Source organism: Vibrio sp. 2017_1457_13, assembly GCF_030851525.1.
Taxonomy (GTDB): domain Bacteria; phylum Pseudomonadota; class Gammaproteobacteria; order Enterobacterales; family Vibrionaceae; genus Vibrio; species Vibrio metschnikovii.
The window spans coordinates 1-15,245 of the sequence record NZ_VHTA01000003.1 but is presented as its reverse complement, the minus strand read 5'-3'; the positions used below and the strand labels follow the sequence as shown (position 1 = coordinate 15,245).

The 15,245-nt window shown below is 41.3% G+C and carries 13 protein-coding genes, 1 tRNA gene and 1 riboswitch; of the genes, 6 read left to right on the top strand and 8 right to left on the bottom strand.

Annotation, left to right across the window (positions count from 1 at the left end; translation table 11 throughout):
• The first annotated feature begins 160 nt into the window (after positions 1-160).
• Positions 161-1,603 carry a Na+/H+ antiporter NhaC gene (nhaC, locus tag FKN88_RS04555; RefSeq protein WP_004394915.1) on the top strand — a complete coding sequence of 481 codons (1,443 nt, stop codon included), beginning with the start codon at positions 161-163 and terminating at the stop codon, positions 1,601-1,603.
• Positions 1,604-1,719: 116 nt separating this feature from the next.
• Here the strand turns inward: nhaC and yejK are convergent, their stop codons facing one another.
• A complete protein-coding gene (gene yejK, locus FKN88_RS04550; RefSeq protein WP_161425128.1) occupies positions 1,720-2,721 on the bottom strand; it encodes a nucleoid-associated protein YejK in 1,002 nt (333 codons plus the stop codon).
• An 84-nt stretch (positions 2,722-2,805) separates the two neighbouring features.
• Between yejK and FKN88_RS04545 the strand changes: the two genes are divergently transcribed.
• From FKN88_RS04545 to FKN88_RS04525, 5 genes are all read left to right on the top strand, one after another.
• Positions 2,806-3,021, top strand: a complete 216-nt coding sequence (locus FKN88_RS04545; protein WP_004394913.1) for a YejL family protein — start codon at positions 2,806-2,808, stop codon at positions 3,019-3,021.
• A 32-nt stretch (positions 3,022-3,053) separates the two neighbouring features.
• Entirely contained in the window at positions 3,054-4,853 is a 1,800-nt protein-coding gene (locus tag FKN88_RS04540; protein ID WP_154167529.1) for a DUF3413 domain-containing protein, read from the top strand.
• 62 nt (positions 4,854-4,915) lie between these two features.
• Positions 4,916-4,992 (top strand) — tRNA-Pro (locus FKN88_RS04535).
• A gap of 434 nt (positions 4,993-5,426) precedes the next feature.
• Positions 5,427-5,786 (top strand): diacylglycerol kinase, encoded by a 360-nt coding sequence (locus tag FKN88_RS04530; RefSeq protein ID WP_306687351.1) that lies wholly within the window; start codon positions 5,427-5,429, stop codon positions 5,784-5,786.
• A 2-nt stretch (positions 5,787-5,788) separates the two neighbouring features.
• A complete protein-coding gene (locus FKN88_RS04525) occupies positions 5,789-7,444 on the top strand; it encodes a phosphoethanolamine transferase (RefSeq protein WP_306687352.1) in 1,656 nt (551 codons plus the stop codon).
• Between the two features lie 132 nt (positions 7,445-7,576).
• On the opposite strand, the gene mgtE is transcribed toward FKN88_RS04525, so the two are convergent.
• The 7 genes from mgtE to FKN88_RS04490 form a co-directional block, all read right to left on the bottom strand.
• Entirely contained in the window at positions 7,577-8,935 is a 1,359-nt protein-coding gene (gene mgtE, locus FKN88_RS04520) for a magnesium transporter (RefSeq protein WP_306687360.1), read from the bottom strand.
• A gap of 97 nt (positions 8,936-9,032) precedes the next feature.
• Positions 9,033-9,202: riboswitch (M-box (ykoK) riboswitch) on the bottom strand.
• Between the two features lie 1,392 nt (positions 9,203-10,594).
• The gene (locus FKN88_RS04515) at positions 10,595-10,792 is read right to left on the bottom strand and encodes a hypothetical protein (RefSeq protein WP_306687353.1); all 198 of its coding nucleotides are present in this window, start codon (positions 10,790-10,792) and stop codon (positions 10,595-10,597) included.
• Entirely contained in the window at positions 10,792-12,384 is a 1,593-nt protein-coding gene (locus tag FKN88_RS04510; protein WP_306687354.1) for a hypothetical protein, read from the bottom strand. Before FKN88_RS04510 ends, FKN88_RS04515 begins: the two co-directional genes overlap by 1 nt.
• On the bottom strand, positions 12,381-12,854 hold the full coding sequence (locus FKN88_RS04505; protein ID WP_187985104.1) for a DNA-binding protein: 474 nt from the start codon (positions 12,852-12,854) through the stop codon (positions 12,381-12,383). The genes FKN88_RS04510 and FKN88_RS04505 overlap by 4 nt, the downstream gene beginning before the upstream one ends.
• Positions 12,842-13,738 (bottom strand): hypothetical protein, encoded by an 897-nt coding sequence (locus tag FKN88_RS04500; protein WP_306687355.1) that lies wholly within the window; start codon positions 13,736-13,738, stop codon positions 12,842-12,844. The genes FKN88_RS04505 and FKN88_RS04500 overlap by 13 nt, the downstream gene beginning before the upstream one ends.
• A 3-nt stretch (positions 13,739-13,741) precedes the next feature.
• Complete coding sequence (locus FKN88_RS04495; RefSeq protein ID WP_306687356.1) at positions 13,742-14,224, bottom strand: hypothetical protein; 483 nt, start codon at positions 14,222-14,224, stop codon at positions 13,742-13,744.
• Positions 14,224-15,245, bottom strand: a 1,022-nt coding sequence (locus tag FKN88_RS04490) for a hypothetical protein (protein ID WP_306687357.1), incomplete at its 5' end; no start/stop codon positions are given. The genes FKN88_RS04495 and FKN88_RS04490, both read right to left, overlap by 1 nt.

Below are 15,245 nucleotides of genomic sequence, written 5' to 3'. Positions count from 1 at the left end.
AAAAAACAACATTTAACACTACAGTAATGTTTTTAACTGATACAAATCACAACAACTCGCTTTAAGTTCGATATGTGACAACATTTCATGTAAAGTCGCAGCCAAATAATAAGGATGCTTACCTCTCCTTGGTAATATCATCGAACTCGAGGTTCTAAACATGACACAAGCCCCCACACGCTTACCCAGTTTGTTACAAGTTATTGTCGCACTGGGGCTGTTTTTATTATTAGCATTTTCTTTTACCGCTCAACTTGATTTACCCATTCAACTAGCACTTTATATTGGCTGGTTTATCATTATGGGATTAGGGGTTCGCCTAGGACACCAATATAAAGAGCTAGAAAAAGCCGCGTTGACCGGTATCTCTAACGGCTTAGGAGCGGTATTAATTCTGCTTGCCGTCGGCGCTTTAGTCGGTACTTGGATTGCTGGCGGCATCGTACCAACCATTATCTATTATGGCCTACAAGCCATTCATCCTTCTATTTTCCTGCTTGCCACGATGGTGATCTGCTCTTTAACAGCATTGGCTACAGGGACATCTTGGGGGGCAGCGGGTACAGCTGGGATTGCGATGATGGGCATTGGCCAAGGTCTTGGCGTTCCTGCTCCCGTCACCGCTGGCGCAGTATTATCGGGCTGTTATTTTGGCGATAAAATGTCGCCACTGTCTGATTCGGTGATTCTGGCGTCTTCAATGTCGAACGTCGAAGTGATGGAACACATTAAAGGCATGCTACCGATTGCTCTGATCAGTTATGTGATTACCGGCATCATGTTTACCCTATTTGGTTTTCATTACGCGGGTAACGTCGATATGTCACAAGTGCAGTCGGTCATCACCGCAATGGAAACCCAGTTTTATATTACCCCTTACTCTTTCATTCCTGTACTGATCGTCCTTGGTTTACTCGCCTTGCGTATGCCTTCGTTTCCTGTGATTAGCTTTGGTTCATTGTTAGGTATTATCTGGGCAGTCATGATCCAAGAAGTCGATTTCTTACCCGCCTTTAATACTGCTTGGGCTCCATTTAGCATTACCTCGGGGGTTGATTTTATTGACTCTATCCTCAACCGAGGCGGTATGTCTTCGATGTTAGGATCGGTTGCAGTGATCATCTTTGGTCTCGGTTTTGGTGGTCTACTGGATAAAGTCGGTGTACTCGAAACGATTGCTAAATTGTTTGAGCGCCGCGTCACCAATAGCGGTTCATTAGCAACCAGTACCATTGGTACGGCTTTTATGGGTAACGTATTTGGTTCCGCGATGTATGTTTCACTTATCCTGACACCAAAAATTTGTGCTAAAAATTATGACCGATTAGGCTATCAACGTAAGAATTTGTCACGCAATGCCGAGTTTGGTGGCACGCTAACGTCTGGAATGGTGCCTTGGAGTGATAATGGTATTTATATGGCCAGTATCTTGGGCGTCGCAACCTTATCTTATGCGCCATTCATGTGGCTAAGCTTTGTTTGCATTATTGTCACGATTTTTACCTCTTATATGGGGTGGTTCGTCGATAAATGTGAGCCAACTGCAACAGCGAATGAAGAGTTAACTGACGAAGAAGTGGTGGTTCAACGTCAATCGGTTTAATGTCACTGTCGCTTATGCCAAAAAAAACACAAGGAGCACATCATGTGCTCCTTGTGTTTAGCGCTCTCGACTGCTCATTCTATCAATACATGAGCAAACCAATACTCATCAGATGGTTAACCTTTTCGGGTTAGCTGATCGCGTAAATTTGGTGGCGTACCTTTAATCGTCAATGTGTCCGTTTCCGGATCATAAAAGACACGTTCCCCCATTAACAAACTATCAAAGCTGATGTTCAATCCACCACCCGCTCCTACATACTTGGTGAGTTTGCGCACCGTTGCGCGATCACCAGGAAAGCTTTCTTCCAGTTGGTAACCATGCTCACGAGTAAATTCCAAGAAGCTGGTCCCTTCATGACTGGCAGGTAATTCACTGGATAGCTCTTTAACTTGAACTTCATCGCCGGATTTGATCTGATCATTGCAGTAGTCATAAACCTGTTTTTTGTAGCTAATCGCTTCTTCTTTTTCAAGTTTGGCATCACTACAAAAGTCTTCTACCGCTTGCATTAATACTTGGTTTTGCTGTTTCGGATCAAGCCCGACCTCAGCTTGTAAAAAATCCAAGAAAAAGTCAGACACTTTACGCCCGACTCGCCCCTTAATATAAGACAGGTAGCGATTAGAGGATTTATCCGTTTCAAAACTCGACAGATCGACCCGCGCGGCAATATCCATTTTATTGATATCAAGATAATCGGTAGCGCTAATGTCTAACCCCTCGGTCACTTTTAAGCTTTGATTAAGCGGTAATAAACCAATAAACAAATAGTGAGTCGCTAAAGATTGGTATTCCGCCAACACCAAAATACCTTCGTCAGCAAAAGGATACTTAATCAACTCTTGTTTAAGACGCTCGGCGCTTTGTTGTGAGAAAGTGTAAAAGTCTTGTTCTCCTTTTCGTAACGCTTGTAACCAGCGTTGTACATCACTGTCCGCTTTAAAAGAGCCAAAGCCCTTTCCTGCTTTTGCATTAAACACGCGATGTAACTCAGAAACTAAGTTTTCGGTTGAGGTATCATTATCAAGCGATTGAGTCCGGTAATTAACCATTAACTCATCGTTATCGTTTTTGCATAATTGATGCAAAATGACATTGGAAAGGTGCAAACTCATAGTGAAATAATCATCGTACTGGTTTCAGTTGTCAGGCATAGTAGGTTATCATAAGCCGCTTTTACTATCATCTATAGAGTCTTTATGCCTATTACATCGAAATACAGTAACGAACAAGTTGAAACTATCCTAACCGAAATCGCTGCCGTGCTTGATAAACATAATGCGTCTTCGGAACTCACGTTAATGATTGCCGGCAATATGGCGACTAATGTGCTTAACCAACATGTGGCGGCTGCCCAACGTAAAGTGATCGCAGAGAAGTTTGCTCAAGCTTTGACCTCTTCTCTAGAAAAATAATTTTACTGACCGAGCGGATAATAGAAAAATTCATGGTAGATAGCGGAAATACATATGGTGAACGAGTCTCACGTTTAGTGAGCTGGGGGCATTGGTTTGCTTTCTTCAATATCATTGCAGCGATGCTGATTGGTACTCGTTACATCACTCAAACACCTTGGCCAGATACTTTTTTGGGACAACTCTATTTAACTGTCTCTTGGGTAGGTCATTTCAGTTTTCTGGTTTTTGCTCTCTATTTATTGATTCTTTTTCCGCTCACCTTTTTAATCCCATCACGGCGACTGTTTCGTTTTTTTGCGGTCTGTTTTGCTACCTTGGGATTAACCGTACTATTGATCGACACTCAGACTTATCAAACCATTAATCTACACCTAACGCCCGTTGTCTGGGAGCTAATGTTCAGTGACGAAAGTACGGTGAGCGCAGATCTACAACATCTTTTTGTCGTGCTACCCCTAATTTTTCTCGTGCAATTGGCGCTCTCTGAATGGGTATGGCGTAAACAACGTAAACTGTCGCATAAACGAATTGGTCGCCCAATTGCAGCCGTCTTCTTTTTCAGCTTTATTGCTAGCCATTTAATTTATGTCTGGTCGGACGCTTATTTCTATTCTCCGGTCACCAGCCAAAAGTCAAACTTCCCTCTTTCTTATCCGATGACAGCAAAGTCATTCATGGAAAAACATGGCCTGTTGGATAGAGACGAATATTTAAAACGGCTACAAGAAAGCCAATACAACGTCGATTTAGTGCGCTATCCATTAGAAAAAATTGAGTTTGGTCGTCGTCCTAATCAACTCAATATCCTAGTAGTGAGTGTCGATAACTTACGTGCCGATGTGCTAAATGAATCGCTGATGCCAAACACTCATCAGTTTGCGGAAAAAGCATTAACCTTTAGCAATCATTACAGCTCAAGTAACGACATGTATGGTATTTTTGGGCTCTTTTATGGTCTACCAAGCAGTTATGCCAGTAGCATTAAAGTGCAAGGCACCTTACCAGTACTGATTGATGTATTAAAAAATCAAAACTATCAGTTTGGTCTATTTAGTAGCGATAACTTCTCTGAACCTCTGTTTCAAGAGTCGGTTTTCCGTGGACTCCCGTTAGTGAAAATACCGTTTGCAGAGACACCAAGCGTTGATCAACAAACGATTAGTCATTGGTCTCAATGGGCGCAGCAAACTCATTCACCTTGGTTTAGCTTCATTGAACTGACCACGGTTGATAAATTTAATCAGTTGCTTCCGCACGATAAACAAGCCACTACAACGGATAGATTTCGTCACAGCTACCATCATTCGGTGACTCAAGCTGATCTTGAGTTGGCTACTTTGTTTGATGAGCTGAAAACCTTAGCTTTACTCGATAATACTATTGTGGTCATCACTTCTAATCACGGCACCGAGTTTAATGAGACCAGAAGTAACAGCTGGGGCGCTAACAGCAATTTCAGTCGTTACCAACTTCAAGTACCCATGGTTATCTATTGGCCTGGTAAAGTTCCGGCTGTCTTTACTCATCGTACTAGCCACTTGGATTTTTCCGTCACTTTACTGCAAGATCTACTCGGGGTATCGTCTAATCCCAGTGATTTTAGTAGCGGCAAAAACTTGTTTAACGAGAATAAAAGACGTTGGATTTTAGCCGGAGATACTCGCGAACTTGCTCTCATTTCTGATCAGCAAACGACGGTCATCGATAAATTCGGTAACTTTAAACTCTATGATGAACACTATCAAAGACTGACTAACGAGAATCCTACGCTACCCATTTTGATGCAAGGTTTAACCGAATTGCAGCGTTTTTATTCAAAAGATAATTAAATCATGGCGTTAAACGTTTTTATGCTTGACGCTGTAAAGAAAAGTCAGTAAATTACGCGCATCGGACTGTAGCGCAGCTTGGTAGCGCACCGTCATGGGGTGTCGGGGGTCGGAGGTTCAAATCCTCTCAGTCCGACCAAACACCTAGAAAAAGAGAGCTTCGGCTCTCTTTTTTGTTTTTACTGCTGAATACACCTGAGTTTAAGATCCTCCCTCAATTTTAGACCTTATCCGCATCCTACATTATCTATTTTATCCGCCTATTGATTCACCGACATATCTGCCTCTTCTCATCGTTGCAATCACTAAAAGCTATCCAAGATAAATAACTGACCGACTAAAAAACCTGCTTTTCATACATATCCATACAAACGATGACGCATTCAGACGGTGTCTGATCATAAAAACCTGTAGATTCCACTATTGATAAAACAAATGGCAAAACAACAACCATTTGTGAATCATTTCAACTTTTCTCATCAATTCGCAAGACTTGATCGGCATTAGAGCCGTCTTAAGGCTTGTCAAAAACTCTTTATCCTTAATGAGTTAACTTTATATAGGCTGCTTATTGTGAAACCTGGAAAAACTGGCCTCTCACGCCTCATTGACGCGACGGGCTATTCGATAAAAGGGCTAAAAGCCGCATGGCTTTACGAAGCAGCTTTTCGTCAAGAACTACTCGCCTGTGTTGTATTGATAATGAGCACTTTCTTCATGTCTGTTTCAAATATTGAACGAATCTTACTTATTTCTAGCTTACTTCTGGTACTGACAGTTGAGCTGGTAAATTCAGCAATTGAAGCTGTCGTTGATCGTATTGGAGATGAGTGGCATGAATTAAGCGGACGAGCCAAAGATATTGGTTCTGCTGCCGTCTTTATCAGTTTATTACTGGCTGGTTTCGTCTGGCTTTCTATTTTAGTGAAATAATCATGAATAACATCAAGTCTCTGCTTAAAAAACAAATCTCGTACCATACTTTTACTTTATTTATTGCACTTTACTTTGCAACGATAATTAATCTTCCAGTTTATAAATCGTTATTTACTATCATTAATAATCTTGAAAGCGTTAAAATAGGTTTTATTCTTTCTATTCCACTGTTTTTCTTGGCAGTTTTAAATTTTCTCTTTCAATTTTTTAGTTGGCCTTGGTTGAGTAAACCTTTTTTCATCATTCTATTATTGCTGTCATCGCTAGTCAGCTATGCAGGATACAATTACGGCACCATATTTGATACAACGATGATCGCCAATATTATAGAAACAGATAGCAGTGAAGCAGGATCTTATCTTAGTGGTTACTCTATCTTATGGACACTAATTATTGGCGTAATACCAGCCATTATTATTGCCAAAATCCGCTTAACGCTAGGCGGCTCATTCTTTAATCTGATAATAAAGAAACTAATCAGTTTATTAGTTTCGCTTTGTATTATTTCTCTTATCGCTGTATTTTATTATCAAGATTATGTTTCTGTTGGTAGAAACAATTCCTATCTCAATAAAATTATTATTCCGACACATTTTATTTATAGTACAGTAAAGTATTTAAATAATAATTACTTTATTACCCCCCTACCGTATCGAGAAATAGGCCAAGATGCGCAACAATCTGCACAGGCTATAAAAAGTGCCGAGACTAAACCTACTCTTGTTGTTTTCATCATGGGTGAAACGGCGCGATCACAAAACTATCAATTAAATGGTTATCCACGAAAAACCAACGCCTATACCGATGAACTGCCTATCGTTTCATTCCAAGATGTTAGTTCATGCGGTACTGCGACCGCTGTATCTGTTCCTTGTTTATTCTCTTCAATGACACGCTCCAATTTTGATCGTCAAAAAGCGGATAACCAAGATAATGCTCTCGATATTTTAAAACGTGCAGGCATATCATTATTATGGAAAGAGAATGATGGTGGTGATAAAGAGGTGGCTAAAAATATTGATATAATCACTATTGATAGAACAGAAAACAACGAACTCTGTAATGGTAAAACCTGCTACGATATGGCACTTCTGGAAAACTTTGAACAAGATGTAGAAAACATGCAGGGTAATCGATTAATCGCATTACATCTCATTGGAAGTCATGGACCAACTTATTTTCAACGCTATCCTGAAGACAAAACGGCATTTATGCCTGACTGCCCACGCGCTGATATTGAAAACTGTTCAGTAGAGCAAATCGTTAATTCTTATGATAATACGATTTTATACACCGATTATGTTTTACGCCAAACCATTGATAAGCTTAAAGCATTAGAAAAAAGCTATCATACTGCATTAATCTATGTTTCTGATCATGGTGAATCATTAGGAGAAAATGGGATATTTTTACATGGAATGCCTTATCGTTTAGCGCCTGAATATCAAACTAAAGTTCCACTAATGGTATGGATGTCACCTAGTTTTCAAAAAATTAAAAATATTAATTATGATTGTCTTCAAGAATCAGCAAATAAAATTGGAATGTACTCTCATGATAATATATTCCATTCTCTATTAGGAATTATGGATGTTAACACCGAAGTCTATCAGCCAGAACTCGACATATTTGAATCATGTAGAACATCACTTTGAATAATTTAATAAACAATAATATTCATATTCAAACTACTGGTTTTTTAACTGGCGATTTAATCGAAAGATATTAAATTTTCATACAAACCCCTATCATCATATCTATGACTAGATGATAGGGGTTTTTAATAATTAAGCTAACTGAGGCAAAGTTAATTTTGCAATTTCAAAATAGATAATCAAACCAGTTCCATCCACTAATGTTGCAATAAAAGGGGCAGATACAACCGCTGGATCAATATTCAAGCGACGTAATACCATTGGAATAATTGAAGAAACTAAAGCACTCCATAGTACAATCGCTAAAATAGTTAGCGTTACAACTAAACCTATTTCAAAACCGACACCAAGTGACCAAGCACGGATCCAAGCGGCAACGGCCATTGCTGCGGCAATTAAAGTTCCTGTTGATAATTCTTTCCGTAATACTGTCCCTAAATTACGTAAACTGACTTCACCAACCGCCATTGCGCGAATAATAGTTGTAGTAATTTGTGTTCCACTATTACCACCAGTACCAATTAATAATGGAATAAAAAAGGCTAACGCAATTGCCGCTTCAAGTTGTTCTTCAAACGCTCGTAGCACCGTTCCAGTATAGGCTTCAGCAACAAAAAGTACTAATAACCATACAATACGTTTTTTCCATAACTCCCAAGGTGTAGTGTCTAAATAGCTACCATCAAGAGGAATCGTACCGCCTTGCATTTCAGCATCTTCTGTTGTTTCTTTTTCCAGAATCGCAGCGGCATCTTCTAGATAGAAAAAACCAACTAATTTTCCTTCATAAACGACAGGAAGTACTGGAACATTATGTTCAAGAAGCAAACGGGCTGCATTCTCTTGATCAACCATCGCATCAATCACGAGCTTATTTTGTTCAACCATCGTCATTAACGACTGTTCTGATGAAGCAACCAATAATGCTTTAGGACTAATTTCTCCTAATAATGCCCCTTGTTCGTTCACAACGTACATGTTGTGTAATAAGTTTGGCATATCCCAAGCTTCATAAAGGGTTTGCTTGGCTTGCTCTACCGTTTGAGTAATTTGTAAAGTGATGACATCTGAACGCATATGTCGGCCAACCGATTCATCAGGCCAAAACAAGGCTTCACGATGGTATTTTAAATCGTCTATTGGCATCGCTTCGAGCACAATCTCACGCTTCTGCTCATCGAGGGTACGCATTGCATTCTCAATAAACTTTGGTGCAACTAAAGGCAGTATTTCTTTTAGTTGCTGTGGTGTAATGCACAGTAGTAATTCTCCTGTGGCATTGGCCGAAATCGTACTAAATAATTCAGAAACTTCATGATTAGATAATGATTCTAATACAAATTTAATTTCTGAATCAGAAAGTTTAACGAGTTTCTCAACCCATTTTTCACGGTAATGTGGTTGAATTAATTTTCTTGAAAATTCATTCAGTTGCTTAACTTGTGCGGTCTCAATAATTGAGTGGGTGTTTTTCATTACATTTACATTCATCACATTAACCTCATGTGACTCAGGAATATCCTGAATTGATTGATCTATGATGTAAGAAAACAGCCGTTATTTGACGAGCGAAAGGAAATGGTAGGATAATTCATCCCCGAGTCCCAGCTTCAGCACTATACAACGTATTCGCAAACGCGAAAGCCACTTGGGTTAACACCTTAATCCGATGAAAACTGTCCTGATCTTGGGCATCTCTGGATGTCGTGAGATCAGTGGCCTATGTTTGTACAGGAGCCTCGCCTAACGAGATGCTGTAATTACACAGTCTGTTCATTAACTGAACGGCGCGGATTATAGGAGGGTTAGTTAAAAAAGGTCAATGTAAATATGCTTAATCTTCAATAAAAAATAAAACATAGGACAATAAATATTTTTTATTAAAAATCAAAAATACAAATTATGAATACATTAAAAATACAGAAAAAGGAAAATATATTAGTTTTGCTTTGAATACTTATATTATTGATGCCTATAGGAAATAACTAATCCAGACTAGAACACATGATTCATTAACTATTAAAATAATAAAACCAATAAAAACACATCGACAATAACTAACTAAGTGCATATTTTAAAGATATCAATGATGATTGTTAACAGCTCTTAATCTATTTCGATTTGGTGTTATTAAGCCGTCAGTGTAGCCTATATAAAAATCCTAACCGCCGCTAACAATAGTGGCAAAGCAGCGATTAATAAGATAAGAGATTGAAAAATCTTAATACCGCTAGTTTCTGTTAGGATGGTTTATAATGTGATCTTATTAACCTGAAAATAAAAACGCTTTAAATACAAAGCATTAAATAAAACAAAAATCATGATTGGCGATGAAGTGGCGACAGCTACTTCGCTAACATTCTCATGGCTTGCTTTAGTGATACTAGCTTCCCATCGATATCAAACGCTTTTAATGCAGACCCTAGGCGCTTTACTGCTAGGGTTGGCTCTAGTGCTTTGGCTTCTAGTTCTCGGTGTCTTTTCACAATTTGTTCAGCATCAAGTGAGTTGTTTACCACCATTATTGATAACTCGTATCTCTCTGACAAAATCCGGTTTTTCGTCATTATCGTATCGGCTATTTTTGGGTTGATAATTGAGTTTAACGCATGAAGAAAATTGAAAAAATGTTTTAGCAATGAAATTAGGCTCAAGCCATTGCGGTGCTTGGGTTTAACTACTTTACACCTGATCGTTAAAATGATCATTAGATCATTAAAATTTGTCACGGAATCTAGGCGCGTCATATAAATATCAAAGAGTTAGCATTTTATAACCGATCTTATCAGATCATCATAATTGCAATTTACTGAAAATAATTTCAATTTTTGAAATTTTAAAATGGTCTTTTTTAGGTGTTTTTACGCACCCTTACAACTCTGCAAGCCCCTTGGTATATAAGGCTTGGCGATATAGTTTGCCCTCTTCGCTTGGCCTTGGTTTTTCAGTAAAACAAAACTGCAAAAAAATCGCCCCAAAAAGCGCGCAGGCGGGTGTAGAGGAGCGCGGATTACGTCCGCGAAAGACTCCTTTACGTGGTACTGAGCTGCCTATTTCGGATGGGGAGGCGTGTTAAGCGTTTTGGGTTAGTGCGGACATAAAGAAACGCAGCCGATTGGCTGCGTGTGTTGTGGTTAGTTTTGTGGGTGGTTAACTGACTTGGTAGGTACCTGCGGAGCTGCCACTGGTGACCGCCACCTCTGCATTTTGGGTTATCTCATCAATAACAGCATTGGCAATGGCTTCGGCCATTTTTGCGGCCATAGCGTATTGGCCTTGCGTTTCGAAGCCTTGCGCCTGCAGTTCGCTGACTAACTTACTTTTTAATGAGGATTTACTCAGTGCCATTATTTACCTGCCTTAACTGTGCTTGATAAGTCAGTATGCGGTAAGCCAGTGAATGAACAGATGCAATCCCCTTGCACTACACCTTTACCGCCGTTCATTGTGATTAAGTCTGCGGTAAAGCGCATGTTCTTTGCCGATGCTTCCCAGTCTTTCTCTATCACTTCTAACCTGTTACCCATTACTTTTAGTTTATCGTCTTGGGCTATGACGATGTTTCTCAACTTACCGATCACTGTGACCAAATCGCCAGCAGTAGCAATGTGCATATTACCAAGGCTACCAAGTTCAAGATTATCTCCGGCTAATAATTCTATGGCACCCAACGCCTCAATGACTTTTTTGCCTATGATGTTCTCAACACTATGATCATCGACATTTAACTCGTGACTACCAAGATCAGCTTTGTAGTGAGTTGCTTTTTCAACTCGTTCAAATGATTCGGTTGTTAATGTTTGGTCTGTCTTATCGGTTATGTTTCCTGCTGCATCAATGCGGCGGCTGACTTCTTCACGCTGTTGCTGCAGTTGTTCACCTGGTGCAATTTCCGGCAACGCATAATCACGGCCATAAATACCACGAATTAACGGCCTATCACTACGGCCATAAGCGAAAGCGATTTCTACTATCGTTCCCTCAAGTGGGTAAGCTAATAACCCTGATTCGCTGCCGCTCATGTGTACGGGCATAGGGACGGAGCGATAAACAGGCACGGATAAATCCGGCTGCATGTTTTCATTGAGTAGTTGTATATCAATGGCATAGCGGGGGCGAAATGGGTCTGCTACTTGGCCTGTGCTGGCATTATCGCGCACGGCTTCTACTCTGCCAAAGCGCGGCAAGTGATAACCTGCTGTTAGTTCTGGGAACAGGTCTAGAATTTCTCTTTGCGATGGTGATACTTCTTTCTCTGATGATTTCCAATGCGCTGTCATTTCGTCATCGATTAAATCGAGTCGATTGATGCGGTAGCCGTTTACGACATGACCGGGGCGTATCATCGGGAACGGTACAAAGCTGATGCTGTTTGCTAGTTGTTTGATACTGAAATGCGCGGGGACTTCAACGTTCTTATTATAAAAACGGCTGTCTTTGTATGAGCCGACAAATACCCGTTGGTCTAAGTCTTGGTACCAACAAAAACCATCGATTTCGAACGCTCGGCCAATAGCGTTTAATGCTTGGTAGCCGTCGCCATCATGCACAAAGTTGGGAATGATTTTTCTACTGTAATCGGCATCTGGCAGTGAAAAGGTTAACCCTGTTTGCTCGGTTAGCCGCGCAAGTATTTGCTCGATGCTTGGATGTTCAATACTAATCGTCCATCGGTGACTTAAAATGCCGGCATACTCTTTTACAACGATTTTTTGAAATCCGTTTGGCGCTGGCTGAACTTTCTCGATGTAGCCCTCAAACCAGACATTCGGCTGCTCTTTATAGCCAATGTCAAAGCGCACCGATTCATGGGGTTTTACTTCCCTTTCGTTCTTAAACGTAAAAATGGCTTTACCGCCGAGTGATAGCTTTAGGCTTACTTTATTGCTTGCCAAGTGCACTTCTTGATTACTGATTAATAAACGCTTGGTTAGCTTCATTGGGTCGCCTCGTCTGCGTTTTCTAAAGCTGACTGCAACTGGCCGTTTTCAGCTTGCTGTGGTTTTGTTTGTGCGCGTTGGCGCTGCTCTTTTTGCTCAGCAACAGAGCGTTGTTCTACTAAACGGAATGACACATTCCACGCCATGAGTTTGTCGTGCTCTGTGGCTGAAAATTTGCCGTTAAATTTGGCTTCACGGATGTTAAAAGCGTTGGCGAGTTCATTCACGATTCGATAGAGCTTGCGATCACCATTTTCGTCTTTATCGCTGCTCATGCTTTGCAGGTCAGCGAGTTGATTAATGTCTTTAAATGCGATTAATCCGGTGACTTGTAAAGAGGCAGGTTTATCGCCTTGCTCTGATAACATGGCAAAAGAAGACATACCGGACATGTCTTCACTTTTAAAATCGCGGTCAAAATGGACTTGCAGATTTTTGATATTGAATGTTTTACCGTCTAGTGCGAACACAATAACCCCTCCCAAAATATCAATGGTTCATTGCTTATCATTAGGCTTGCTATCGTTAGCGGCTCGTTATTGGGTAACGCTGCTTGTTTTAATTGTGTTGCAATGCTTTCTGGTGTTCCGCTTATCACCATGCTGTACACGCTGCCATTCAACGCTTTAAGGGCATTAATGCTTTGTGATATTTCGTTCAGCTTCTGGCTGCGTTTGCTTGCTAAATTCGCCATCTTTGCGATCACATTGGTTTTGTCACTGGCTAGTGATTCAAGGGTGGCGACTTGCGCCCCTTGCGCGGCAAAGTAGTCTGTTAATGGGTTAGCGGTTAAATGCGCAGCGGGTTTAAAGCGTGGCTGAACTATCGACGTTGGCTGCTGTAGTTTGTCTTTTTCGTTGGTGACTAATGCTGTCGTTTGTCTGGCGCATTGACACCAATCCGGCAAAGACAACACTGAACAAAGTGTATTTAACTTGGTTGCAAATTCAGTAACGGATTGCGCGGTGAGCATGATAGCAATGACATTGATTTGAGCTTTTGGCCTATGGTGATCTGAAAGGTCACGCAATTTGGCGGCTAATGCTTTCACTGCATTGGCTGGACTAAGGTAGCAACCAGATTCTAACCGCTCTCCGACCTGAAACTGATATGGCGTAGCGCTGATCACTGTACCTTGAACGAGCAAGCTGTTTAACTCGCTGCGCAGGTTGAGTAATGCCTCGGCCTCGCTGCTTAAAGGATGGCGAGTAAAGTTAGCGTCACTTTGCAGCGCGGTTAGTCGGCCAGTAGCAGCACTCATGGTGCTGCCGACTTGGTTAGTGACGGACTCGGCAGCGGTCTGAATGCCAGCCGCTGCCGTTGGCCATGTTAATTTCGTTTGCAGCCAGTTCATGGTTTATTCCGTTGGCCGCAGAGGGCGAGTTTCTCCCTCTCTTATTTGTGGGTTGCCGTTTTCGTCGGTAGTTGTGTAGTTACGCAAATCACGCGCGTATTGCTTCCACTCTTCTTCTGTTGATGATGCGCGTTCATCGTCTGTCCAGTGATACATGAGTTCCACTTGTACATTATCAAGCTCGGATTTTACCCATGCATGTTCTGATTCAATGAACTGACGCTCAATCTCTGCTGCGCTTGGCGCTGTCAACTGCTGCATTTCTTGTTCAGTGATAGCGATTAGCTGATCTGATATGCGAATAGTGGAACGAAGCTTGTTAATGATTGCATCGTAATCTTTGGCTTCTTCGCCTTCTTCAATCATCGGCGGGTTTAGCTTTTCGGCTTCTAGTTCAGCTATACGAAGTTTGACTTGCTCGTCATGTTCTAAATCAGCGATTTCGTATGCGTAGACTTCGTTTTGTGTGTTTTTGAAGTATTTCATTAGCGTAGTTCACTCCATGAAGCTAGATTCATATTGCCGATCAGGTTCGCGCGGTAAGTACCGTCTTTCGGCACGATAAGGGAGAACGAATTAACAAATCCGTTAGAACTTGGATTATGCGCAGCTACGATTACACTATTAACAATTATCTCAATACCCCCACTACCATTGGATGATGTCCCAGTAGTGACCACTATCATAAGCGGCCTGCCTGTGTTGTTTGTGTATGTAATACCGGATGAACGTGATGATGTGACATTTAACCAAGATTGATTTGTACCAATCACATCAGCATCGGTCATTAGTTTGTAAAGTGGGCGGAACTCTCCTCCATCTGTGATGCGGTTTATCCAAGCATTTCCATCATTGTTTTGATCGATAAATAAATTTGTCGCACGTTTACCTGCGCCGTTCATTCTAATCATGCCGCCGAACGTGGCTATTCCAGAGGGATCGCTGGAAGTAAAACCATACATGCCTGATTGCAACTCCACAGAGACATCATTAAGAAATTCTTGCGACCAAACCCCCAACCCGTATTTATTAATTGCTTGTCTGACTCGCTGCGCAGTCCACTTCCGCGGTGTTGCTGATTGTCCCGCTTCGGCTTCGGCTTGGGATACTGTATTAGCTAGCCACTCTCTCGCATCGCTTAGGCGAGAATCATTACCAGGGCAAACGGTGCCTGCGGTTGAACCAAAGTTCTTATTAAAAGCCGTGCCTTTGGGGATAGAATCCCACCATGCAATAATCGCTTGCCTCACTCTCTGCGCAGTCCACTTTCTTGCTGTCGTTGCTGCTCCCACTTCGGCTTCGGTCTGTGAGACAACGTCTGCAGTCCATTCTCTAGCATTACTCAAACGAGAGTCATTATGTACAACAAGCTTATACAGAGGGCGGAACTCTCCTCCATCTGTGATGCGGTTTATCCAAGCATTTCCATCATTGTTTTGATCGATAAATAAATTTGTCGCACGTTTACCTGCGCCGTTCATTCTAATCATGCCGCCGAACGTGGCTA